A 23,135-nucleotide genomic window follows, 5' to 3' on the forward strand; every position below is an offset into this window, starting at 1 on the left:
TCCGGTGGTGAGGGGTCCGGTGGTGAGGGGTCCGGTCGTGCGGGGTTCGGTGGCGAGGGGCCCGGTGGCGCGGGGCCGGTTGTGCGGGTTCGGCCTCAGGCGCCGCCGCTCCGGCCAGGGCTGCCCCCGCCCCCGTCCCCCGGCCCGCCCCCCGGCCCATAGAGGTCGGTGTAGGCGAGGAAGGTGCCGCCGGGCCCCTGGACGCTCCGGGCGGCGCGAACGGCCTTCACGATCGCGCGGGCCAGCACGTCGGCGCCCGCCGCGAGGATCTCGTTGACCGCGGCCGGGTTCTCCGACTCCACCGCCACCCGGCCCGTGGCGAGCGCGAACACGGTGTCCCCGTCGGTCAGCAGATGGACCGGGCGCACCGCGCGGGCCATGCCGTCGTGGGCGGTACCCGCCAGCTTCTGCGCCTGGGCCCGGACGAGCGCCGCGTCCGTCGCGACGACCGCGATCGTGGTGTTGAACGGCGGGACCCCGCCGGCGGCCGCCTCCCTCGCCTCCCGGGCCCGCTCCAGCCGCCGCACCGCCGCCGCATGGGTCGCGGCCGCCGGGTACGCGGGCGGCTCCCCGGCCCCGTACTCCCCGAACAGCACTCCGGTACGGGGATCGAGCACCGAGCCCGCCGCGTTGACCGCGACCAGGGCGGCGACGGTGACCCCTGAGGGGAGCCGCACGCTCGCCGTGCCGATGCCACTCTTCAGTTGCCCGGCCACCGCACCCGTGCCCGCGCCCACGCTCCCCTCGGCCACCGGCGCCCCCGGGCCGGAGGCGGCGGCGGCTTGCACTGCGGCGCGGCCGGTCGACGCGTCGGGGCGGGCCCGCCAGTCACCGCCCCGCCCGAGGTCGAAGAGGGCGGCAGCCGGGACGACGGGGACCACCTGGGTGGGCTCAGGGCCGACCCGGACGCCCCGGCCCCGCTCCTCCAGCCAGCCCATCACCCCGGACGCGGCGTCGAGGCCGTACGCGCTGCCGCCCGTGAGGACCACCGCGTCGACCCGCTGCACCAGGTTGCGCGGGTCCAACGCGTCCGTCTCCCGGGTCCCCGGCCCGCCGCCCCGCACGTCCACGGCGGCCACCGCCCCGCCCTCCGGCGCCAGCACCACGGTCGTCCCGCTCAACGCCCCGGCCCCCGCCACCTCCGCATGCCCGACCCGAATCCCCGCCACATCGGTCAGCGCATCCAGCACCGAGCCACTCCGCGCACCCACCGCCGAGGCACCCGGGGCATCCACCGCCGAGGCGCCAGGCGCATCCGGCACCGAGGTGCCCGGGGTATGCGGCGACGAGGCGCTCAGGGCGTCCGAGGGGCCCGGGGCATCCGGCGACAGCGGCTGAGGTTCCTCGGCGGTCATGGCGCGCTCCTCGGTTCGGCGCCCGCAAGCAGGCGCAGCCTCGTACCCACGCCCCGAACGTACCGCCGCCCCTGCGCCTGTCCCCACCCCAACCTCCCCACCACCCTCCTTGGGGGGCTCCCCCCCGCCCCCCTCCCCTCCCCACCCACCCCCGCACCTCCGGCACGCGCCCCCACCCCGCCCCCTGCATCTGTCCGGGCGACCCCCTCACCCCCTTATCGCCCAAAAAAGAACCAAGTGCAGCAAACCGCCCTACGGTGGCCGAGTGACCGAGCCGCCAGAGCCCCCTGCAGCCCGCGCAACCCCCTCCACCCCGGCTTCCCCCGCCCCCGCCTCCGCCCCCGCCGCCGAGCCGCCTCCCTCCGGGGGTGCCGAGGCCGGGGGCGCGTCCCGCAACGCCACCGGCCTCCGGTCGGTCACCGTCCGGGCGAGCCTGGCCGGGGCCGTGGTCTCAGCCCTGCTGATCCTCGCGATCGTGCTCGGCAGCCGCATGCTGCGGAACTTCGACTCGGCGCTCCTCCCGTACGCCGTCGCCACGGTCTTCCTCGCCTTCGGCGTCGCCTACCGCTACACCGTCTGGATCTCCGCCCCCGGCGCCCGACGCCTCTTCAAGCAGGGGTGGCGCAGCCTCTTCTCGTACGAGAACCTCCGCAGGGCCCCCACCGCCCTGCCGGAGATGATCGCCACCTACCTCGGCTTCCAGAAGTTCCTCGGCGCCCGGTCCCACGCGCGCTGGGCCGCCCACCAGCTGATCTTCTGGGGCTGCATCCTCGCCGCGTTGATCACCTTCCCGCTCACCTGGGGCTGGTTCACCTTCACCTCGGGCAGCGGATCGGGGCCCGGCTACGAGATGCGGATCTGGGGCTTCAAGATCCTCGGCTTCGACTCGCTCTCCCTACTCGGCTGGCTGATGTTCCACGGTCTCGACATCGCCGCCGTGCTCGTCATCCCCGGCGCCTCGTACTTCCTCTGGCGCCGGATGAAGGACCGCGGCGCCTCCACCGGCCAGCGCTTCGCCTACGACCTGGTGCCGCTGATCGCGCTGATCGTCATCTCCGTGACCGGGCTGCTGCTCACCTTCTCGTCGATCTTCCTGCACGGCGGCGGCTACCAGTTCCTGGCGATCCTCCACATGGCCTCGGTCGTCTTCACGCTCATCTACATCCCGTTCGGGAAGTTCTTCCACATCGTCCAGCGCCCGGCCGCGGTCGGGATGCAGTTGTTCAAGTACACCGGCCGCCAGGACGACAAGGTCTTCGCCTGCCGCCGCTGCGAGGAACCCATCGACACCGGCCCGTACGTCGAGAACCTGCGCGGCACCATGCGCGACCTCAGCCTCGACTTCGACGCCTGGGCCGAGTACTGCCCGCGCTGCAAGCGGGTGCTGCGCGGCAGTGCCTATCTCTCCCATGTGAAGAAGGGCTTCAAGTGACCGCGGAACCGCGAGCCGCCGCCGACCGCCGCACCTTCATCCCGCTCGACCCCTCCCTCGCCCCGCCCGGTACCCGCGCCTTCCGCGACGCCGGTGGCATCCCGGCCGACCAGTGGCACGCCGACCAGAACGGCGAGACGCTCGTCCCCACCCACTGCTGCTTCTGCGGCGTCCAGTGCGGGATGTATCTGCGGGTGGACCGCGGCGGCAAGGTCTTCGGCGTCGAACCCCGCAACCACGACATCAACCGGATGCGGCTCTGCCCCAAGGGCATCAACGCCTACCAGCAGGTCAACCACCCCGACCGGCTCACCGCCCCGCTCATGCGCCGCTCCCGCGACGAGGAGTTCCGCGAGGTCTCCTGGGACGAGGCGCTCGACTTCACCGTCTCCGAGATCGAGCGCATCCAGCGGACCTACGGCAACGACGCCTTCGGGCTCCTCGGCGGCGCCAGCCTCTTCTCCGAGAAGACGTATCTGGTGGGCAAGTTCGCCCGGGTCGCCCTCAAGTCCCGGCACGTCGACTACAACGGCCGCCTCTGCATGGTCAGCGCGGCCGGTGCCAACAAGCTGGCCTTCGGCATCGACCGGGCCGGCAACCCCTTCTCCGACATCCTCCTCACCGACTGCCTGCTCATCGCCGGTTCCAACGTGGGCGAGTGCTTCCCCGTGATGACCCAGTACGTCTGGGGAGCCCGGGACCGCGGGGCGAGCCTCATCGTCGTCGACCCGCGCGAGACCGCCATCGCCCGGACCGCCGACATCCACGTCGCCCTCAAGCCCGGCACCGACTCGGCCTTCTTCACCTCCGTACTGAACGTCGTCATCGCCGAAGGGCTCACCGACGAGCACTACCTCGCCACCCACGCCACCGGCTGGGAGGAGGTCAAGGCCAAGGCCGCCGAGTATCCGCCGTCCCGCGCCGCCGCCATCTGCGGCGTCTCCGCCGAGCAGATCGTCCAGGTCGCCCGCGCCTTCGCCCGCGCCCCGAAGGCCATGGCCTGGCACGCCCGGGGCATCGAGCACCACTCGCAGGGCGTCGAGAACTGCCTCTCCGTGATCAACCTGTGCACCGCCACCGGCCACATCGGCAAACCCGGTGCCGGATACGGAACCATCACCGGCCAGGGCAACGGGCAGGGCGGCCGCGAGCACGGCCAGAAGTCCGACCTCCTCCCGGGCGGACGCTCCATCACCAACCCCGAGCACCGCCGTCAGATCTGCGAGATCTGGGGCATCGAGGAGTCCGAACTCCCGCCCGCCGGAACCTCCATGATGGAGATGGTCTGGCAGATGCGGCGCCGCGAGATCCGCGGCCTGATCGGCATCTGCAACAACCCCTTCGTCTCCCTCCCCAACTACGGGGTGGTCAAGGAGGGGTACGACGCCACCGAGTTCCACGCCCAGTTCGACTTCTTCCTCTCCGAGACCGCCGCCGCCGCCGCCCACGTCGTCCTCCCTGTCACCACCTGGGCCGAGGACGAAGGGGTGATGGCCAACGCCGAGGCCCGGGTGGTCAAGCACAACAAGGCCCAGGACCCGCCCCCCGGCGTCCGCACCGACACCTGGGTCATGTGCGAACTCGCCCGCCGCCTCGGCGCCGGCGACAAATTCGCCTTCCCCGACTCCCGGGCGGTCTTCGAGGAACTCCGCACCGCCTCCGCCGGCACCGTCAACGACTACTACGGCATCACCTACGAACGGCTGGAGGAGACCGGCGGCATCGCCTGGCCCTGCCCCTCCACCGACCACCCCGGCACCCCGCGCCTCTTCGAGGACGGGAAGACCTACCACCCCGACGGGAAGATCCACCTCCAGGTCGTCGAGTGGCACCCGCCGATGGACCCGTACGACGACGAGTTCCCCATGTCGCTCACCACCGGCCGGACCGTGGCCCACTTCCTCTCCGGCAACCAGACCCGCAGGCTCGGCGCCCTCGTGGAGCAGACCCCGCGCCCCTGGGCCGAGATCCACCCCTCCCACGGCTTCCGCAACGGCGAGCCCGTACGGATCGTGACCCGGCGCGGCAGCGAGGTCTTCCCCGCCCTGGTCACCGAGGCGATCCGCCCCGACACCGTCTTCGTCCCCTACCACTGGCCCGTCCCCACCGCGGCCAACGCCCTCACCATCGACGCGCTCGACCCCCGCTCCAAGATCCCCGAGTACAAGGTGTGCGCCTGCCGCATCGAGCACGCCGACCGGATCGACGAGGTCCCCGCCCCGCCGGTCGCCCCCGGCCATGTCGCCTACCCGGAGACCCAGGTCTCGCGTACCGACCCGCTGCCGCCCACGTCCCCCCAGGGCCGTGGCACCTCGGAGAGGAGCTGAAGGCCCATGATGGGCAGAACGATCTTCATCGACCCGGGGCGCTGCATCGGCTGCCAGGCCTGTGTCTCCGCCTGCCGCGAATGCGACTCGCACCGCGGCAAATCGATGATCCATCTCGACTACACCGACGAGGGTCACTCCGTCGCCTCCCTTCCGACCGTCTGTATGCACTGCGAGGACCCGGTCGCCCCCTGCGCCGAGGTCTGCCCCGCCGACGCGATCCTGGTGACCGCCGACGGTGTGGTGCAGCAGGCCGACACCACCCGCTGCATCGGCTGCGCCAACTGCGTCAACGCCTGCCCCTTCGGCGTACCGAAGATCGACCTCGGCGCCAAGCTCCAGCTGAAGTGCAACCTCTGTTACGACCGCACCGCCTACGGCCTCGCCCCCATGTGCGCCACCGTCTGCCCGACCGGCGCCCTCTTCTACGGGACCGTCGAGGAGCTCCAGGCCGAGCGCCCCGGCGTCCAGGTCGCCGACACCTTCGTCTTCGGCGAGACCGAGGTCCGCACCGGCGTGGCCATGGTCGTCCCCGCCGAGAAGGTGCAGTGGCCGGTCCCCGGTGGGCTGCCCGTCGTCGAGATCAACGGGAAGGACGTCCGCCGATGAGCGTCACCGAACAGCAGCCGGGCGGCGAGCGCCCGGCCGGGGGAGACCCGCGCGAGGCGCTCCAGGACCGGATCGCCGCCGACTCCCTCACCACCCGGCGCGACTACCTCCGGATCGTCACCACCGTCTCCGGCGGCCTCGCCCTCGGCGGCATCGGCGTGGCCGCGGGCATCCTGCACCGCCACGGCGACGACGAGGACGGCAAGGCCCCCGAGGCCAGACGCATCGCCCAGCAGCTCCCGCCCGGCGAGTCCATCGCCTTCCGCTACCCGGGCGAGGAGGACCGGGCCGTCGCCGTACGGCTCGACGACGGCACCCTCGTCGGCTACTCCGCCGTCTGCACCCACCTCGCCTGCGCCGTCCTGTGGCGCAAGGACCGGGGGCGGGAGGGCGAGCTGTACTGCCCCTGCCACGAGGGCGTCTTCGACGCCCGCTCCGGTGAGGTGACCGCTGGCCCGCCCCCGCGCGGACTGCCGAAGGTCGTCGTCATCGAGGAGGAGGACGGCAGCATCTGGGCGATCGGGACCACCCGCTCCGGTGAGAGCGTCGAGGCGGGTCTCTGCCGCCGGCTCGGGGGCGAGCGCCCCGACCTCGCCGCCCGTATCGGCTGCCCCGACATCGGCGGCGGCGCCGAAGCCCCGCCCCGGGCACCGGGCCCCGGGGCTTCCCCCACCGCCGATGCCACCGAGACGCCGGGCGGGCGGGCATGAGCGACGCCCCGCACCCCGAGCAGCCGCTGCCGCCCCCGGGCAGCCACTACCCGACGTACCACCCGGGCAGCGCCGACCCCGCGCTGAACCGGCCCGTCCATGAGCGGTATCCCCAGATCCGCCCCACCAGCGGGTACGGAGACCCGCGCGTCCGCCGCACCGGGCCCGGCCCCGGCGCGGGCACCGACCAGGAACCCGAGCGCTCCTCGAAGCTCACGGCGCGCCTCGCGCTGGCGATGACCGTGGTCGTCGGCCAGCTCTGGGGGCTGACCGTGCTGATCGACGAGTGGATGGAGGGCAACACCGGCACGGCCTGGTGGGGAGCCGGCTTCCTCTGCCTGTCGTTCCTCGCCGTGCTGGCCATCTGGCTGCTCGACCCGAAGGACCGCTGACCGCCGCCCTCGACGGCCGTCGCCCGGACCCGACTGCCGACGGCCGTACCCTGGAACCATGAGTGCCGCCCCCGCCCCCGGTCCGCGAGACGCGAAGCAGCAGCAGCCCCAGGCACAGCAGCCACAGGTACAGCCGCCGCGGGAACCGAAGCCCAAGCCGGTTCTGATCTTCGACGATCCGCTGGACCAGCAGTCCGCGGACGACACGGACCGGGGATGGGGCGAGCGGCCCTCGGGCGGCTCCGGCGCCGCCGACCTCGCCCGCTTCCTCGACGAGAAGCCGCCCCACCACATCTGAACCGGTGACCGGCGGACTACCGCAGCTAGTCCCGGCCCGGCAGCGCCCCGCCGCTCTCGCCGGGCCCACCGGCGCCCCCGGCACCAGGTCCGCCGACACCGGGTCCGCCGACACCGGCCGCGCCGCCACCACCGCGCTGCGCGACCAGGGCGTCGCGGATCTCCTTGAGCACCTCCAGCTCGCTGACCTCCAGCGTCTCCTGCACGCCCTCCTTCGCGGCCTGCATCTGCGCCCGCCTGGCCAGGTACTTGGCCATCGGCAGCACCAGCAGGAAGTACACGACGGCGGCGGTGATCAGGAAGCTGAGGGCGGCGCTGAGCACGGACCCCCACAGGATCTCGATCCCGTCCATCTCGCCGGTGGCCGGATCCGTCGTGCACGGGCCCCGGAGGCAGGAGCTGTAGCTGTCCAGGTCCTGCGTGCCGAACGCGCCGACCAGCGGATTGATGATGCCCTTGACGAACGCGTTCACGATGTTCGTGAACGCGGCGCCGATGACGACGGCCACCGCCAGATCGATCACATTGCCGCGCGTCAGGAAGGCCTTGAAGCCCTCCAGGAGACTGACCTTCTTCTCGCTCACAGGTGAGCCTTCTTTCGCATGTGCGGTGAGGGGAGCAAACTGCTCCGCCACCTAAGGCGGGAGAAGGCGAAACTGTCCAATCCGGTAATGCGCACGGGTGACTTGAGAGCGCGTCAGTTCGCATCGGACACCGCCACCGCCAGCCGCCCCGCAGCGCCCGCCCCCAGCAGCGCCGTGGCGGTGGACCGCTCCACCGACAGCATCACCAGCGCCCCGTCGGGCGCCGGGCCCCCGTCGGCGGCCCCGCCCGGCACCCGGGCCACCCGCACGTCCCGCGCGACCAGCCGGGCGTCGTCGCCCGCCTCACCGACCGCGATCACATCGACCCGGTCTCCCGGGCGCAGCAGCCGTACCGTCGCCGCGTCGGCGATCCGCACCGGCGCGGAGACGAGCCGAGCGGACGGCCGCCCGGCCCCCACCGTCGTATCGGACGCCGCACCGGGCGCAGCCGCGCCAGGGACCGGCATCCCCGAGACCCCCGTGCTCGGGGATGCCGTGTCCGAGGCCGCCGCTTCCGGGGCGCCCGCGCCGGAACCGGCGCTGCTCAGGCCGCCCGTCGTGGCCAGGGCCGCGCCCGCCAGGGCGAGCCCCGTGGCGAGCGTGCGCCGCCGCCTGCGCAGGATCCGCCGCAGCCGGTACGCCCCGCCGCCCCGCACCCGCAGGGGCGCGAACGGCCCCACCCCGCACGGCGCGGGCGGCGGCGCCGGGGGCCTGGGCGGCGGCTTCACACGGCCGGAGGCACCTGGGGGAGTGGTGTGGTCGGGGAGGGGGAAGGAGGGCGGAGACATGGCTTCACCTGCGATCGGACGCGACGAGGGGAGTCCGGCCGGAGGTCCCGGCCGAACTCCCCTCACGATCCACGATCCGCGCACATCCCGCTGGGGCCTGTGGACAACCCCGGGATTGTGGAAAACTCCGTCACCCGATCCGGTGGACCGGCCCTCCCCCGTGATCCAGCGGCACTTGCCCTACGGCAGCGCGATCCCCGTGTCGATCCCGTCCAGCGCATGGGCGCAGATGCAGTTGCGGCTCCCCGTCGCCGGCAGCCCGCCCACCGCGTCGAACAGCACCGACCGGAGCCGGTCCACGTTGGCCGCGAAGACCCGGAGCACCTCCTCGTGGGAGACGCCCTCACCGGCCTCGGCGCCCGCGTCCAGGTCGGTCACGAGGGTCATCGTGGTGTAGCAGAGCCCCAGTTCCCGGGCGAGTACGGCTTCCGGATGCCCGGTCATCCCCACCACCGACCAGCCCATCGCCGCATGCCAGCGGGATTCCGCCCGGGTGGAGAAGCGGGGCCCCTCGACGACCACCAGGGTGCCGCCGTCCACCGGCTCCCAGTCGTGGCCGCGCGCCGCCGCCAGCGCCGCCTTACGGCCCTCGGGGCAGTACGGATCGGCGAAGCCCAGGTGCACGACGGCGGGCACGGTCCCGTCGGCGCGGGTCTCACCGTCGTAGTAGGTCTGCACCCGGTTCTTGGTGCGGTCCACCAGCTGGTCCGGGACGAGGAGCGTGCCCGGTCCGTACTCCGGGCGCAGCCCGCCGACGGCGCAGGGGCCCAGCACCTGGCGGACCCCGACGGCGCGCAGGGCCCAGAGGTTGGCCCGGTAGTTGATGCGGTGGGGCGGCAGGTGGTGGCCGCGGCCGTGGCGGGGCAGGAACGCCACCCGGCGGCCGCCGATCTCGCCGAGGAAGACCGAGTCGCTGGGCTTGCCGTAGGGGGTGTCCACGGTGACCTCGGTGACGTCCTCCAGGAAGGGGTAGAAGCCCGAGCCGCCGATGACACCGATCTCCGCGGAACCCTCGGTACCCGTACCGGAGCCCGTTTCCGTATGTGCGTTCGCCATGTGATCACCGTATCCGGAGGAGCGATTTCCGGGACAGACGCGAAGGGACCCGCCGACCGGACCCACCGTGTGTGCACACAGAGGTCCACACACGACCGGACCCCGCCGAGTGGTCTCGGCGGGGTCCGGTGAAAAGCAGGTGGTGCAGGTGGGGCGTACGCGGGCTCAGGCGGCCGACGTACCGCTCGACGACGAGGCCGGCGCGGGGGCCGACGACGAGGAGGCGGACGACTTCGTGTCCGAACCCGTCGACGTCGACGAGGACGAACCCGAGTCGGACGACTTCGAGGTCGACGAGGCCGGCGTGCTGCTCGACGAGGAGCCGCGGCTGTCGTTCCGGTAGAAACCGGAACCCTTGAAGACGATGCCGACCGCAGAGAACACCTTCTTCAGGCGTCCGTCGCAGCTCGGGCACACGGTCAGGGCATCATCGGTGAACTTCTGCACCGCCTCGAGGCCCTCGCCGCACTCGGTGCACTGGTACTGATAGGTCGGCACTTGCTCCTCCTGGCACTCTCACTCAATGAGTGCTAACGACGCTCCATACTGACGTATTCCGCGGGATCAGTCCACCGTGACCGGCTCGCGGTGACCGATCCCACGTGCCACCGTGCGGCCCGCGGACTTCGGTGCCAGCCGCGAGCGCAGGGCCAGCAGGGTCGCCAGCGCCAGTACGGTACCGGCCAGCGGGACCAGGAATCCGGTGCTCGCACCGCGGGCGTCGGCGAGTTGGCCCGCCACGGTCACGGCGGCCGCCTGGCCCAGCGCCACGGCGCCGGTCAGCCAGGTGAAGGCCTCGGTACGGGCGGTGGCCGGGACCAGCGATTCGACCAGCGTGTAGCCGCTGATCAGCGCCGGGGCGATGCAGAGGCCCACGAGCAGGCCGAGTCCGGCCAGCAGCGGTACGGAGTGCACGGCCCAGAGGCCGGAGGCCATGAGGGTCAGCGCCACATAGCCGACGACGAGGCGGCGCTGCGGGCTGCTCTTCCAGGCGACGGCACCGCAGACGATGCCGGCCAGCATGTTGCCCGCGGCGAAGATCCCGTACAGCAGACCGTTCATGCCGGGGTGGCCGATCTCCTGGGTGAACGCCGTCAGCGAGACCTGCATACCGCCGAAGACCGCGCCGATGCCCAGGAAGGCGACGATGAGGACCCGGACGCCCGGCACGGAGAGCGCCGAGGTGTGCGGCCGATCCGCCGTGGCGGCGGGGCGGGGGGTGGGCTCGGTGGCGCGCTGCGCGGCGAAGAGCAGACCGCCGACCAGGGTGAGGCCGGCCTCGGTGATCAGTCCGGCCGCCGGGTGCACGCCGGTGCAGAGCGCGGTCGCGATCACCGGCCCGAGGACGAAGGTGAACTCGTCCGTCACCGACTCGAAGGCGGCGGCCGTGGACATCAGCGGGGAGGCGGGCCGGTCCGGGGTGGCCCCCAGCATCGCGGCCCAGCGGGCCCGCACCATCGGGCCGATCTGCGGGACCGAGGCACCGGTGGGCACCGCGGCGGCGAACAGCACCCACAGGGGCGCGTCCGCCAGCGCCAGGGCCACCAGCGCACCGCCGGAGGCGGCGTGCAGCAGGACGCCGGGCAGCAGCACGGCCCGCTGGCCGAACCGGTCGGCGAGTTTGCCGCCCTGCGGGGCCACCAGCGCCATGGAGACGCCCGCGACCGCAGCCACGGCCCCGGCGCTGCCGTAGGAGCCGGTGGTGTGCTGGACGAGCAGCACGATGCCGATGGTCAGCATCGCGAAGGGCTGCCGTGCGGCGAAGCCCGGAAGGAGGAAGGTCCACGCACCGGGGGTGCGGAGCAGTTGCCCGTAACCGGGGCGGTCGGTGACCGTGGTCGCCACGGTCCTTGCCTTTCTGCCGCCTGGTAGCGCTGCTTCCTGGCGCCTTTGTGGGGCGGGCCGGACGGAAGCGGCCGAGAGCTGTCCTCTTCGCGCGGAACTGCGGTAGATGCCGGGCGACTCGCTGCCAGCGGCGGAGAAACGCCGGGCGAAGAGACACCACGACCGCCATACGGTCGCGCCAGCTCTGCATCAGACAGAGTTGGTCGATCAATGTGCCTTTATCGTACAGGCCAGGAAGCCCTGGGCGCCTGTGAATGTGCACAGAGCTTCCTGGTGGGCCTGTGATCAGTGTCCTATAAGGGATGCGTTCTGTAGGGACGCGTTCTATAGGGATGGGCAGGCCTGGAGGGGAGGTGCGGGCGTACTACAGGTGATGCCTACTGCTGGCGCGCGCCCGCGCGGGGGGTGTCGTCCGCGAGTCCGGCCTTCCGTACGGGGCTGTTGCCCGTGCCCAGCCAGCCGGCCAGCTTGCCGCCCTCGTCGACCGCCCGGAGCCGGGCCTCCGCCTGGTCGCGCACCGGGTCGGTCGCCACCACCAGCAGTTCGTCGCCGCGCCGCAGGACCGTGGTGGGGGAGGGCACGAAGCTCTGCTCCTCGCGGACCACCAGCGTGACCGCGGCCCCGGGCGGCAGCCGCAGCTCGCCGACCTCGACGCCGTGCATCCGGGACTTCGCGGGGATGTCCACCGACAGCAGATGGCCGCGCAGCCGCTCCAGCGGGGCGGACTCGACGCCCAGGTCGTCGGCCTCGGCCTGGTCGTCGGCGATCTTCAGCTTGGCCGCGACCCACGGCAGGGTGGGGCCCTGGATCAGGGTGTAGACGATGACGAGCACGAAGACGATGTTGAAGATCCTGGTGCTGCCCTCCACCCCGGAGACCATCGGGATGGTCGCCAGGATGATGGGCACGGCCCCGCGCAGCCCGGCCCATGACATCAGCGCCTTCTCGCGGGCCGGCAGCCGGAACGGCGCCAGGCTCAGGAAGACCGACAGCGGCCGGGCCACCACCGTCAGCACCAGCCCCACCACGACGGCCGGCCAGAAGTCGTCGACCAGGTCGTGTGGGGTGACCAGCAGGCCGAGCAGCACGAACATGCCGATCTGGGCCAGCCAGCCCAGCCCGTCCGCGAAGCCCCGGGTGGCGGGCCAGTGCGGCAGCTTGGAGTTGCCGAGGATCATGGCGGCCAGGTAGACCGCCAGGAACCCGCTGCCGTGGGCCATGGCTCCGGCCGCGTACGCCATCACGGCGATGGCCATGACGGCGATCGGGTAGAGGCCGGAGGCGGGCAGGGCGACATGGCGCAGCCCGAGCGAGCCCAGCCACCCCACCGTGATGCCGATGGCGGCGCCCATGGCCAGCTCCAGGGCGATCTCGCCGATCAGGACGTACCAGTGCTCGACCGGGCCGACGGCGGAGAACGCGACGACGAGGATGACCACGGGGGCGTCGTTGAAGCCGGACTCGGCCTCCAGGACGCCGGTGGTCCGGGACGGCAGCGGGACCCTGCGCAGCACGGAGAAGACGGCCGCGGCGTCGGTGGAGGAGACGACCGCGCCGATGATCAGGGCCTGGCGCCACTCCAGGCCGACCAGGTAGTGCGCGGCGGCGGCCGTGATGCCCACGCTGATGCCGACGCCGACGGTGGAGACCACCGCGGCGGCGGGCAGGACGGGCCTGACCTCTTTCCACTTCGCTCCGAGTCCGCCCTCCGCGAGGATGACGACCAGGGCGGCGTAGCCGATCACCTGGGTCAGCTCGGCGTTGTCGAACTTGACGTCGAAGATGCCGTCCTGCCCCAGGGCGATCCCGATGCCGAGATACAGGAGCAGGCTGGGCAGCCCGCTGCGCGAGGAGATCCGTACCGCCGCCACGGCGACGAGCAGGACGAGCGAGCAGACGAGCAGGAGTTCGTTGAGCGCGTGGACAGTCAGGGTCCGTTCCTTCCCTGCGTACGCCGGCCGGATCGTCCTCCGGCAGCCAGTACTTCGTTACCTTACCTAATCTTTAACGCTTTCTTGATGGCTTCGGCGTTCGTTCTTGACGGCTTGTGCGTTCGTTCCCGGTGGTTTGCGCGTTCGTCCGTGACGGCTTCCGTGTGTGCCCGGTGAGGCCGGTGGGGCTTCGCGTGCCCGTACGAGGGATACGCGCAAATGGATGCATCCCTATACCGCGTCCGAGTGGCTTCTCGGCTGCGCCTATGGTTGCTCCTGCACCCCCAGGACCACCCTGCCCCTCGAAGGACAGCGATGCCCGCCAATACAACCGACTCTTCCGCCCCTTCCGACGCGAAGAAGCCCGGTAGGAAGAAGGGGCGCCGAGTCCGCCTTCTTCTGCTCGTCCTGGTGCTGGCGCTCGTCGCGGGTGTCGGGTTCGGCGCCTACTGGTCCGTCTCGACGGTGCGGGCCTCGTACCCGCAGACCACCGGGACGGTCACGCTCGAAGGCCTCTCCGGCGACGTGGAGGTCAAGCGGGACGCGTACGGCGTTCCGCAGCTCTACGCGGACACCGACGCCGACCTCTTCCGCGCCCAGGGCTTCGTGCACGCCCAGGACCGCTTCTGGGAGATGGACGTACGGCGTCATATGACGGCGGGCCGGCTCTCCGAGATGTTCGGCTCCGGCCAGGTGGAGACCGATGCCTTCCTGCGCACGCTGGGCTGGCGGAAGGTCGCGCAGGAGGAGTACGACAAGGTCCTGGACGGCGAGACCAAGAAGAACCTCCAGTCGTACGCGGACGGTGTCAACGCGTATCTGAAGGGCAAGGAAGGCCGGGACATCTCGGTCGAGTACGCGGCGCTCGGGCTGACCAACGACTACAAGCCCGGGGAGTGGACCCCGGTCGACTCGGTGGCCTGGCTCAAGGCGATGGCCTGGGACCTGCGCGGCAACATGCAGGACGAGATCGACCGTTCGCTGCTGACCAGCCGGCTCGACCAGGCCCAGATCCGGGACCTGTACCCGGACTACCCGTACAAGACGCACCAGCCGATCGTCGACCGCGGCGCGGTCTCCCCGGTCACCGGGAAGTTCGACCCCGACGCCGCCCCGTCCGACACCATCGGCTCCCAGACCGCGCAGGGCGCCACCGAGGGCCTGAACACCCAGCTCTCCGCGCTCGCCGACACCCTGGACGAGATCCCCGCCCTGCTCGGCCCGAACGGCAACGGCATCGGCTCCAACTCCTGGGTCGTCAGCGGCGAGCACACGACCACCGGCAAGGCGCTGCTGGCCAACGACCCGCACCTGGCGCCGATGCTGCCCTCGCTCTGGTACCAGATGGGGCTGCACTGCCGGGAGGTCTCCAAGTCCTGCCAGTACGACACCGCGGGCTACACCTTCTCCGGGATGCCCGGTGTGGTCATCGGCCACAACAAGGACATCGCCTGGGGCCTCACCAACCTCGGCGCGGACGTCACCGACCTCTTCCTGGAGAAGGTCTCCGGCGACGGCTATCTGTACGACAACAAGGTGAAGCCCTTCGTCACCCGCGAGGAGACCATCAAGGTCGCGGGCGGCAAGGACCGGAAGATCACCGTCCGTGAGACGAACAACGGACCCCTGGTATCCGACCGCAGCAGGGAACTGGACAAGGTCGGCCAGAAGGCCCCCGTCGGCAACTCCGCCCCCGACCGCGCCGACGGTTACGCCGTCGCGCTGAAGTGGACCGCGCTCCAGCCGGGCAAGTCCATGGACGCGGTCTTCGCGATCAACCGGGCCAAGGACTTCACCACCTTCCGGGCCGCCGCCGAGAACTTCGAGGTCCCCTCGCAGAACCTCATCTACGCCGACACCGAGGGCAATATCGGCTACCAGGCGCCGGGCACCGTCCCGGTCCGCCTCAAGGGCGACGGCACACTGCCCAGCCCCGGCTGGGACCCGGCGTACGGCTGGAAGAAGGAGCCGGTCCCGTTCGACGAGCTGCCCTACGAGTACAACCCGGAGCGCGGCTACATCGTCACCGCCAACCAGGCCGTGATCGACGAGAGCAAGTACCCCCACCTGCTGACCAAGGACTGGGGTTACGGCACCCGCAGTCAGCGGATCAACGACCTCATCGCCCAGAAGATCAAGGGCGGCGAGAAGGTCTCGACCGACGACATGCAGAAGATGCAGATGGACAACACCAGCGAGATCGCCGCGCTGCTGGTGCCCGAACTGCTGAAGATCAACATCTCCGACCCGAGCGTGCGTGAGGCGCAGAAGCTGCTGGAGGGCTGGGACTACACCCAGGAGCCCGACTCGGCCGCCGCCGCGTACTTCAACGGCGTCTGGCGCAACATCCTGAAGCTCGCCTTCGGCAACAAGCTCCCCAAGGAGCTGCGGGTCAAGGGCGACTGCATCAACGTGCCGCCGGCCAGGAACAGCGGCCCGGTCGACCAGCAGCACAAGCTCGTACGGGAGTGCGGCCAGCGCGACGGCGACTCCGCGCAGCCCGACGGCGGGGACCGCTGGTTCCAGGTGGTCCGCGACATCGTCAAGGACCAGGAGAACGAGTGGTGGAAGGCGCCCTCCCGGGGCCGCGAGGAGGCGCTGGAGAACCGTGACGACCTCTTCGCCCGGGCGCTGGAGGACGCGCGCTGGGAGCTGGCCGCCAAGCTCGGCAAGGACATCTCCACCTGGAGCTGGGGCCGGCTGCACCGCCTGACGCTGACCAACCAGACCCTCGGCACCGAAGGGCCCGACCTGCTCAAGCGGGCGCTCAACCGGGGTCCCTGGAACCTCGGCGGCGGCGAGGCGGCGGTCAACGCCACCGGCTGGAACGCGGCGAGCGGCTACGAGGTCGTCTGGGTGCCGTCGATGCGGATGGTCGTCAACGTGGGGGACTGGGACAAGTCCCGCTGGATCAACCTCACCGGCGCCTCCGGGCACGCGTTCAACGCGCACTACACCGACCAGACCGACAAGTGGGCCAACGGCGAACTGCTCGACTGGTCCTTCGGCACGGAGGCGGTCGGCGAGTCCACGGTCGACACGCTGACACTGAAGCCGTAGCTGTCGGCACGCTGCCGCCTGAGCCGTAGCTGCGGCTCAGGCGGTGAAGCGCCGGGCTCCGGCCGGGGTGACCACGGCGTCCACGGGGTGGTCGTGCGGTTCCACAGGGACCCGCGCGACCACCTCGTTCGCGTACAGGAGCACGATCAGCGCCGGATCGGCCCGGGCCGCCGAGAGCCGGGCCAGCACCCGGTCGTAGCTGCCGCCGCCGCGCCCGAGCCGCATCCCCGCCCCGTCCACGGCCAGCCCCGGCAGCAGGACCGCGTCGGCCTCCACCACGGCCGCCGGGCCGAGCCGGTCCCCGTCCGGCTCCAGGAGCCCGCGCCCGGCGGGCAGCAGGCGCTCCGCGCCCCCGTACACCGCCCAGTCCAGATCGTTGTCGGCCAGGAGCACCGGGAGCAGCACCCGTACGCCCCGCTCGCGCAGCGCGTCCAGCAGGGCGCGGGTGCCCGGTTCGCGGCCCACGGAGACGTACGCGGCGACCGTCCGGGCGTCGGCCAGTTCGGGGAGCGCCAGGGCGCCGGCCGCGAGAGCCGTGGCGGCCGCCGTGACGTCCTCCGTGCTCAGGAGGGCCCGGGTGGCGAGCAGTTCGCGCCGGAGAGAGGCTTTTCCGGGCACCTGTACAGGGCTCTTTCCGGACTTTTCGGTGTTCACCAGAGACTCACACAGTTCTCGTATGGGCATATTTAAGGGCAAACTTAGTGGCAGCTCATCTTCTGAGCGTGTGCACCCGTTATGGTGCTGCGCATGACTCAGTCGCCCTCCAGGATCAGCAAGGCCGTCATCCCGGCAGCAGGTCTCGGCACCCGGTTCCTGCCCGCCACGAAGGCCACTCCCAAAGAGATGCTGCCTGTCGTCGACAAGCCGGCGATCCAGTATGTCGTCGAGGAAGCCGTCGCGGCGGGACTCTCCGACGTACTGATGATCACCGGCCGGAACAAGCGTCCCTTGGAGGACCACTTCGACCGCAACTACGAGCTGGAGTCGGCCCTTCAGAAGAAGGGTGACGCCGACCGGCTGGGCAAGGTCCAGGAGTCCAGCGACCTGGCCACCATGCACTACGTGCGCCAGGGCGACCCCAAGGGCCTCGGTCACGCCGTGCTCTGTGCCGCCCCGCACGTGGGCGACCAGCCCTTCGCCGTGCTGTTGGGCGACGACCTGATCGACCCGCGCGACCCGCTGCTGGCCCGCATGGTGGAGATCCAGGAGCGCGAGGGCGGCAGTGTCGTCGCGCTGATGGAGGTCGACCCGGCCCAGGTGCACCTGTACGGCTGCGCCGCCGCGGACGCCACGGTCGACAGCGACGTCGTCCGGGTCACCGGCCTGGTCGAGAAGCCCGAGCCGGCGGACGCGCCCAGCAACCTCGCCGTCATCGGCCGGTACGTCCTGGACCCCGCCGTCTTCGACATACTGCGACACACCGAGCCGGGGCGCGGCGGCGAGATCCAGCTCACCGACGCCCTCCAGCTGCTCGCCCAGGACGAGAAGATCGGCGGCCCGGTGCACGGCGTCGTCTTCAAGGGCCGCCGCTACGACACCGGGGACCGCAGCGACTATCTCCGGGCCATTGTCAGACTGGCGTGCGAACGTGAAGACCTGGGGCCGGACTTCCGGACCTGGCTCCGTACGTACGTCACCGAGGAGATGTAACCGCTGTGAGCAGCACGATCTGGTCGGTGGACGAGCATCTGGACGACATCCTCGCCACGGTGAGGCCGCTCGAACCCATCGAGCTGCAGCTGCCCGACGCCCAGGGCTGCGTCCTGGTCGAGGACGTCGTCGTGGAGGTGGCCCTGCCGCCCTTCGACAACAGCTCGATGGACGGTTACGCGGTGCGGATCGCCGATGTCGAGGGGGCGAGCGAGGAGTTCCCCGCCGTCCTCACGGTCATCGGTGACGTCGCCGCGGGCAGCGCCGGGCTCGCCGACGGCCAGGTCGTGGGGCCGGGGCAGGCCGCCCGCATCATGACGGGCGCCCCGCTGCCCGCCGGAGCGGAGGCCGTGGTCCCGGTCGAGTGGACGGACGGCGGTACGGGCGAGGGCCCGGCCGCCGCCATGCGCGCCCACTCCGACGCACCGGAGGGCGCCACCGGGGAGGTCCGCGTCCACCGGGCCGTCGAGGCCGGAGCCCATGTCCGTGAGCGCGGGAGCGACGTCAGGCCCGGCGATCTGGCCCTGCGCGCGGGCTCGATCGTGGGCCCGCCGCAGATCGGGCTGCTCGCCGCGATCGGCTGCTCGACCGTCGTCGTACGGCCCCGTCCCCGCGTCGTCGTCCTCTCCACCGGCAGCGAACTGGTCCAGCCCGGCGAGAAGCTGACCGGCGGCCAGATCTACGACTCCAACAGCTTCGCGCTCACGGCCGCCGCCCGCGACGCCGGAGCCATCGCCTACCGGGTCGGCGCGGTGACCGACGACGCCGAGACCCTGCGCGCCACCATCGAGGACCAGCTGATCCGCGCGGACATCCTCGTCACCACGGGCGGCGTCAGCGTCGGCGCGTACGACGTCGTCAAGGAGGCGCTCTCCTCCGTCGGGGACGAGGACGAGCCGGGCAGCGGGATCGAGTTCCGCAAGCTCGCCATGCAGCCGGGCAAACCGCAGGGGTTCGGCTCGATCGGCCCCGACCACACCCCGCTGCTGGCCCTGCCGGGCAACCCGGTCTCCAGTTACGTCTCCTTCGAGCTGTTCGTCCGCCCCGCCATCCGCGCCCTGATGGGCCTGACGGACGACCTCCACCGCCCCACGGTCCGGGCCCGGCTGAGCACCGACAAGGCGCTGACCTCGCCCGCCGGCCGCCGCCAGTTCCTGCGCGGCAGGTACGACGAGGAGGCGGGCACCGTCACCCCCGTCGGAGGCTCCGGCTCCCACCTGATCGCCGCTCTCGCCCAGGCGGACGCGCTGATCGTGCTGCCCGAGGAGACCACCTCCGCCGAGCCCGGCACGGAGACGGACGTGATCCTGCTCCGCTGACGGCCACCCGGTGGCGGTACTATCTGCCGCCGTGCCTTCCGGAGGACCCTCTCCGGGCCGGGCCGATCGGCGCCCCTACCGCTAGGCGGAGTGAGTTGAGTACGCAGAACAGGCTGACGCACATCGACGAGGCGGGTGCGGCCCGCATGGTGGACGTCTCCGAGAAGGACGTCACCACGCGCGTCGCCCGCGCCAGCGGCCGGGTCCTCGTCTCGCCGCGCGTCATCGAACTGCTCCGGGGCGAGGGCGTCCCCAAGGGCGACGCCCTCGCCACCGCGAGGATCGCCGGGATCATGGGCGCCAAGCGCACCCCGGACCTGATCCCGCTCTGCCACCCGCTGGCCGTCTCCGGGGTCAACGTCGATCTGGGCGTGGCCGACGACGCGGTGGAGATCACGGCCACGGTGAAGACGACGGACCGCACGGGCGTCGAGATGGAGGCCCTGACGGCGGTCTCGGTGGCGGCCCTGACGGTGGTCGACATGGTGAAGGCGGTCGACAAGAGCGCGGTCATCACCGACGTACGGGTCGAGGCGAAGTCGGGCGGCAAGTCCGGCGACTACCGACGCCCGGCACCGGAGGGCCCGACGGCAGCCCCGACGACAGGACCGACAGCGGGGCCGACCGCATGACGCCGCCGCACGGCCCGGGGACGCCGCGCCACGAACAGCCGGGGGAGTCCGCGCACGCGCCGGGCCACGAACAGCCGGGGCGCACGCCGGAGCACGCGCCGGGCCACGGAGAGCCGGGGCAGGGGCAGTCGGCACACGAGCCGGGCCACGCCACCCCCGCGCACGCCGCCACGCCCGCACCCTCGCACGCCGCCGCCCACACACCCGAGCCCACCCCCACCCCCACTTACCGCGCCCTCGTCGTCACCGCCTCCAACCGGGCCTCCGCCGGGGTGTACGCGGACAAGGGCGGCCCCCTGATCGCCGAAGGGCTCACCGCCCTCGGCTTCACGGTAGACGGACCGCAGGTCGTCCCCGACGGCGATCCGGTGGAGGCGGCCCTGCGGGCAGGCGTGGCCGCCGGGTACGACGTGATCGTCACCACCGGCGGTACGGGCATCTCGCCCACCGACGCCACCCCCGAGGCCACCCGCCGCGTCCTCGACCACGAGATCCCCGGTATCCCCGAGGCGATCCGGGCCGAGGGGCTCGCCAAGGTCCCCACCGCCGCGCTCTCCCGGGGCCTGGCGGGCGTCGCCTCCCGCACGCTGATCGTCAACCTGCCCGGCTCCACCGGCGGGGTCCGCGACGGCCTCTCCGTCCTCGCCCGGCTCCTGGTGCACGCGGTCGACCAGCTCCGAGGCGGAGACCACCCCCGACCGGGGAGCCCGAGCTGAACATCGCGACCTGGCCGGTGACGCTGACCGACGGCGAGATCGTCCTGCGCCCGATAAAGATGCGCGACCAGCGGGTGTGGCGTGAGGTCAACCGGCGCAACCGCGACTGGCTGCGCCCCTGGGAGGCCACGGTCCCGCCGCCCGCGCCCGGCGGCCCGGTCGCACAGCGGCCCACGTACCGGCAGATGGTCCGTCATCTGCGCGCCGAGGCGCACGCCGGGCGGATGCTGCCGTTCGCCATCGAGTACGAGGGCCGGCTCGTCGGTCAGCTCACGGTCGCGGGGATCACCTGGGGCTCGATGTGCTCGGGCCACATCGGCTACTGGGTCGACCAGGGCGTCGCCGGGCGCGGGGTGATGCCGACGGCCGTGGCGCTCGCCGTGGACCACTGCTTCCGCTCGGTGGGGCTGCACCGCATCGAGGTCTGCATCCGCCCGGAGAACGCGCCGAGCCGCCGGGTGGTGGAGAAGCTCGGGTTCCGCTCCGAGGGCGTACGCCCGCGCTATCTGCATATCGACGGGGCCTGGCGGGATCATCTGATCTTCGCGCTCACGGCCGAGGAGGTCCCCGAGGGGATGCTCCGGCGCTGGCGGCGGACGCGGCCGACGGCACCCCGGAGCCCGGGTCCGAGCCCGGGTCGGAGCCCCAGCCCGGGTTCGAGTCCGGGTCCGAGCCCGGACAGTCCGGCCGAATAAAATAAATGTTCGAATTTGATCGCCGGATGACCGCGATGGGTCGCCCTGTCGCCATCTGTTGATCCGATCAATCACAAAAAAAGTCCGTGATATCAGCCGGATCGTGCGACACACCGGGCCAATTGGCGGATGCCTCCGCGTAAACCCCTCTACGGTGTGAGCGTGAGCAGCAGCGGCCTCATCTACGCAGTCATCGTCGGGGCCTGGGCCGCCTACTTGGTGCCGATGTGGCTCCGCAGGCAGGACGAGCTGAACGAAGCCCGTCCGACGGAACGCTTCAGCACGGCCATCCGGCTGCTGTCCGGACGGGCGGCGATGGAGCGCCGGTACGCCAGGGAGCTGCGGGAGCGCACCGCCGAGGAGGCGGGGCCCGACGTCGACCCGGACGCCGAGACGGACCGTATGGATTCCGTGGACGTCCGGGCCTTTGCCGCGCCTCCGGCGCATACGGAAGCCAGGGTGCACGACCCGGCGCACGCTCCCGAGCGCGCCCCGGGCCCCCAGGGCTCCGATCGCCAGGCGCACGACCGGCGGACGCCCCATCAGCCCCCGGACCAGCGGCAGCCGTCGGACCGTCAGGCGCACGACCGCCGGTCCGGCGAGCGCCCCGCGTCGGCCGGCGGCCCCCCGGCCCAGCGCCGACCGCGCACCGGAGCCGCCGACGCCGAGCGGGCCCGGCGCGCCCAGCGCTCCCAGGTTCTGGCACGGCGCAGACGGACGACGATCGTCCTCTTCCTGGCCTTCACCCTCGGCGCGATCGTGGCGGCGGTCGGCGGACTCGGCTTCCTCTGGGCGCCCGCCGTCCCCGCCGTCCTGCTGAGCACGTACATCGTGCATCTGCGGGCCCAGGAGCGGCGCCGGTTCGCCTTCACCATGGACCGCCGCCGGGCCGAGGTCGCGGCGCAGCGGCTGCGCGAGAACCGGCCCCGCGGGCACCAGCCCGCCGCCTCGGCCCCCGCCGGGCAGGACGACGACTCCGAAGCCCACCACCCGGCGCCGGAACCCACCCCCACGGTCTCCCCCCAGGAGGCCGGCCGCCGCGCCCTCGTCGAGCAGACGGACCACGCGGAGTGGGTGGACCAGCAGCGCGACCGCGACCGGGTCCAGGGCGACAGCTGGGAGCCCGTCCCCGTACCGCTGCCCACCTATGTCACCGCCCCCGTCGCCCCCCGGGCCACCGGCGGCGTCGAGGTCGGCGACCCGGAGACCTGGAGCGCGGCCCGCTCCAGCACCGCCGAGCCCACCCGCACGGGCACCTCGCACCCCACGGTGGACCCGGCCCCGCGCCAGCGCACCAACCAGTCCCGCCGCACCCGCGACCGGGGCCGGACCCCCCTCTTCGACCAGTACGACGACGAGGACCGGCCCCGCGCGGCCAACGAGTGAGACCCCCGGAACTCCGACACCGCTGACCAGCGGAGGAACGGATTTCCAAGCACCCCCGTGAGGGTGCTAGAGTTTCACTCGTTGCAAGGGCCTGTGGCGCAGTCTGGTAGCGCACCTCGTTCGCATCGAGGGGGTCTGGGGTTCAAATCCCCACAGGTCCACAACAACAAACTGTCTCGCGATTCAGCTCGCAGGCGGTTGACGGAAATCCCGTCCGATCACATTGATCGGGCGGGATTTCTGCGTCTGCCCTCTGCCTCCGGATCTCCGCCGGCTCTACGCTTCCCCTGCCGCGCGGCGCCCGCCGTGCTGCCGGGGCGGCCCTCGACCGGGCGGCCACCCTGCCGTTGT

General features: G+C 72.1%; 21 protein-coding genes and 1 tRNA gene. 14 read left to right on the plus strand and 8 right to left on the minus strand.

The genetic code is table 11. From position 1 onward, the window contains the following. Positions 1-95: 95 nt before the first annotated feature. On the minus strand, positions 96-1,355 hold the full coding sequence (locus tag DJ476_RS20475) for a P1 family peptidase (RefSeq protein WP_318294753.1): 1,260 nt from the start codon (positions 1,353-1,355) through the stop codon (positions 96-98). A gap of 265 nt (positions 1,356-1,620) precedes the next feature. Here DJ476_RS20475 and DJ476_RS20480 point away from each other — a divergent pair, with 265 nt between their 5' ends. The 6 genes from DJ476_RS20480 to DJ476_RS20505 are packed head-to-tail and all read left to right on the plus strand — an operon-like array spanning position 1,621 to position 7,123. Beyond that, positions 1,621-2,787: an MFS transporter gene (locus DJ476_RS20480; protein ID WP_103420895.1), complete on the plus strand. Its 1,167-nt coding sequence runs from the start codon at positions 1,621-1,623 to the stop codon at positions 2,785-2,787. Continuing rightward, positions 2,784-5,114, plus strand: a complete 2,331-nt coding sequence (locus DJ476_RS20485; protein WP_112491241.1) for a molybdopterin oxidoreductase family protein — start codon at positions 2,784-2,786, stop codon at positions 5,112-5,114. Before DJ476_RS20480 ends, DJ476_RS20485 begins: the two co-directional genes overlap by 4 nt. A 6-nt stretch (positions 5,115-5,120) precedes the next feature. Then, positions 5,121-5,723 carry a 4Fe-4S dicluster domain-containing protein gene (locus DJ476_RS20490; protein ID WP_015609150.1) on the plus strand — a complete coding sequence of 201 codons (603 nt, stop codon included), beginning with the start codon at positions 5,121-5,123 and terminating at the stop codon, positions 5,721-5,723. Then, a complete protein-coding gene (locus tag DJ476_RS20495) occupies positions 5,720-6,433 on the plus strand; it encodes a Rieske (2Fe-2S) protein (RefSeq protein WP_112491242.1) in 714 nt (237 codons plus the stop codon). Before DJ476_RS20490 ends, DJ476_RS20495 begins: the two co-directional genes overlap by 4 nt. Continuing rightward, positions 6,430-6,825: a hypothetical protein gene (locus DJ476_RS20500; RefSeq protein ID WP_103420887.1), complete on the plus strand. Its 396-nt coding sequence runs from the start codon at positions 6,430-6,432 to the stop codon at positions 6,823-6,825. Before DJ476_RS20495 ends, DJ476_RS20500 begins: the two co-directional genes overlap by 4 nt. A gap of 58 nt (positions 6,826-6,883) precedes the next feature. Continuing rightward, complete coding sequence (locus DJ476_RS20505; protein ID WP_053560843.1) at positions 6,884-7,123, plus strand: hypothetical protein; 240 nt, start codon at positions 6,884-6,886, stop codon at positions 7,121-7,123. 25 nt (positions 7,124-7,148) lie between these two features. Here DJ476_RS20505 and DJ476_RS20510 read toward each other — a convergent pair whose 3' ends face one another. The 6 genes from DJ476_RS20510 to DJ476_RS20535 all read right to left on the minus strand — a co-directional run bounded on the left by DJ476_RS20510 (position 7,149) and on the right by DJ476_RS20535 (position 13,266). Beyond that, on the minus strand, positions 7,149-7,706 hold the full coding sequence (locus DJ476_RS20510) for an MscL family protein (RefSeq protein WP_112491243.1): 558 nt from the start codon (positions 7,704-7,706) through the stop codon (positions 7,149-7,151). A 113-nt stretch (positions 7,707-7,819) separates the two neighbouring features. Continuing rightward, entirely contained in the window at positions 7,820-8,494 is a 675-nt protein-coding gene (locus DJ476_RS20515; protein WP_404827522.1) for a hypothetical protein, read from the minus strand. 180 nt (positions 8,495-8,674) lie between these two features. After that, a complete protein-coding gene (locus DJ476_RS20520) occupies positions 8,675-9,550 on the minus strand; it encodes an S-methyl-5'-thioadenosine phosphorylase (protein ID WP_112491245.1) in 876 nt (291 codons plus the stop codon). Between the two features lie 165 nt (positions 9,551-9,715). Further along, positions 9,716-10,048, minus strand: a complete 333-nt coding sequence (locus DJ476_RS20525; protein WP_103420879.1) for an FmdB family zinc ribbon protein — start codon at positions 10,046-10,048, stop codon at positions 9,716-9,718. Positions 10,049-10,114: 66 nt separating this feature from the next. Then, positions 10,115-11,395, minus strand: a complete 1,281-nt coding sequence (locus tag DJ476_RS20530) for an MFS transporter (protein ID WP_103420877.1) — start codon at positions 11,393-11,395, stop codon at positions 10,115-10,117. A gap of 377 nt (positions 11,396-11,772) precedes the next feature. Then, positions 11,773-13,266, minus strand: coding sequence for a potassium/proton antiporter (locus DJ476_RS20535; protein ID WP_241565741.1), 1,494 nt, complete (start codon positions 13,264-13,266; stop codon positions 11,773-11,775). A 375-nt stretch (positions 13,267-13,641) separates the two neighbouring features. On the opposite strand from DJ476_RS20535, the gene DJ476_RS20540 reads away from it, so the two are divergent. Continuing rightward, the gene (locus DJ476_RS20540; protein WP_112491246.1) at positions 13,642-16,386 is read left to right on the plus strand and encodes a penicillin acylase family protein; all 2,745 of its coding nucleotides are present in this window, start codon (positions 13,642-13,644) and stop codon (positions 16,384-16,386) included. Positions 16,387-16,422: 36 nt separating this feature from the next. Here the strand turns inward: DJ476_RS20540 and DJ476_RS20545 are convergent, their stop codons facing one another. Then, positions 16,423-17,040, minus strand: coding sequence for a 5-formyltetrahydrofolate cyclo-ligase (locus DJ476_RS20545; protein ID WP_103420871.1), 618 nt, complete (start codon positions 17,038-17,040; stop codon positions 16,423-16,425). A 93-nt stretch (positions 17,041-17,133) separates the two neighbouring features. On the opposite strand from DJ476_RS20545, the gene galU reads away from it, so the two are divergent. The 7 genes from galU to DJ476_RS20580 all read left to right on the plus strand — a co-directional run bounded on the left by galU (position 17,134) and on the right by DJ476_RS20580 (position 22,945). Further along, on the plus strand, positions 17,134-18,036 hold the full coding sequence (gene galU, locus DJ476_RS20550) for a UTP--glucose-1-phosphate uridylyltransferase GalU (RefSeq protein ID WP_112492575.1): 903 nt from the start codon (positions 17,134-17,136) through the stop codon (positions 18,034-18,036). Positions 18,037-18,041: 5 nt separating this feature from the next. After that, positions 18,042-19,355: a molybdotransferase-like divisome protein Glp gene (gene glp, locus DJ476_RS20555; protein WP_070203598.1), complete on the plus strand. Its 1,314-nt coding sequence runs from the start codon at positions 18,042-18,044 to the stop codon at positions 19,353-19,355. 95 nt (positions 19,356-19,450) lie between these two features. Further along, on the plus strand, positions 19,451-19,987 hold the full coding sequence (moaC, locus tag DJ476_RS20560; protein WP_112491247.1) for a cyclic pyranopterin monophosphate synthase MoaC: 537 nt from the start codon (positions 19,451-19,453) through the stop codon (positions 19,985-19,987). Between the two features lie 272 nt (positions 19,988-20,259). Next, positions 20,260-20,703: a molybdenum cofactor synthesis domain-containing protein gene (locus DJ476_RS35700; RefSeq protein WP_103420970.1), complete on the plus strand. Its 444-nt coding sequence runs from the start codon at positions 20,260-20,262 to the stop codon at positions 20,701-20,703. Positions 20,704-20,720: 17 nt separating this feature from the next. Then, positions 20,721-21,398, plus strand: coding sequence for a GNAT family N-acetyltransferase (locus DJ476_RS20570; RefSeq protein ID WP_240676592.1), 678 nt, complete (start codon positions 20,721-20,723; stop codon positions 21,396-21,398). A 162-nt stretch (positions 21,399-21,560) separates the two neighbouring features. After that, positions 21,561-22,784 carry a gephyrin-like molybdotransferase receptor GlpR gene (locus DJ476_RS20575; RefSeq protein ID WP_112492576.1) on the plus strand — a complete coding sequence of 408 codons (1,224 nt, stop codon included), beginning with the start codon at positions 21,561-21,563 and terminating at the stop codon, positions 22,782-22,784. Between the two features lie 87 nt (positions 22,785-22,871). Further along, positions 22,872-22,945: transfer RNA gene (locus DJ476_RS20580), tRNA-Ala, on the plus strand. The last annotated feature ends 190 nt before the right edge of the window (positions 22,946-23,135 follow it).

This window comes from Streptomyces bacillaris (assembly GCF_003268675.1).
In the GTDB taxonomy this organism is placed as follows: Bacteria; Actinomycetota; Actinomycetes; order Streptomycetales; family Streptomycetaceae; genus Streptomyces; species Streptomyces bacillaris.

What these genes read in the sequence shown, in the direction of transcription:
- galU (WP_112492575.1), top strand. Translation starts at nt 17,134, where the DNA reads ATGACTCAGTCGCCCTCCAGGATCAGCAAGGCCGTCATCCCGGCAGCA.
- DJ476_RS20495 (WP_112491242.1), top strand. Translation starts at nt 5,720, where the DNA reads ATGAGCGTCACCGAACAGCAGCCGGGCGGCGAGCGCCCGGCCGGGGGA.
- DJ476_RS20520 (WP_112491245.1), bottom strand. Translation starts at nt 9,550, where the DNA reads ATGGCGAACGCACATACGGAAACGGGCTCCGGTACGGGTACCGAGGGT.
- DJ476_RS20505 (WP_053560843.1), top strand. Translation starts at nt 6,884, where the DNA reads ATGAGTGCCGCCCCCGCCCCCGGTCCGCGAGACGCGAAGCAGCAGCAG.
- DJ476_RS20490 (WP_015609150.1), top strand. Translation starts at nt 5,121, where the DNA reads ATGATGGGCAGAACGATCTTCATCGACCCGGGGCGCTGCATCGGCTGC.
- DJ476_RS20540 (WP_112491246.1), top strand. Translation starts at nt 13,642, where the DNA reads ATGCCCGCCAATACAACCGACTCTTCCGCCCCTTCCGACGCGAAGAAG.
- DJ476_RS20475 (WP_318294753.1), bottom strand. Translation starts at nt 1,355, where the DNA reads ATGACCGCCGAGGAACCTCAGCCGCTGTCGCCGGATGCCCCGGGCCCC.
- DJ476_RS20515 (WP_404827522.1), bottom strand. Translation starts at nt 8,494, where the DNA reads ATGTCTCCGCCCTCCTTCCCCCTCCCCGACCACACCACTCCCCCAGGT.
- DJ476_RS20500 (WP_103420887.1), top strand. Translation starts at nt 6,430, where the DNA reads ATGAGCGACGCCCCGCACCCCGAGCAGCCGCTGCCGCCCCCGGGCAGC.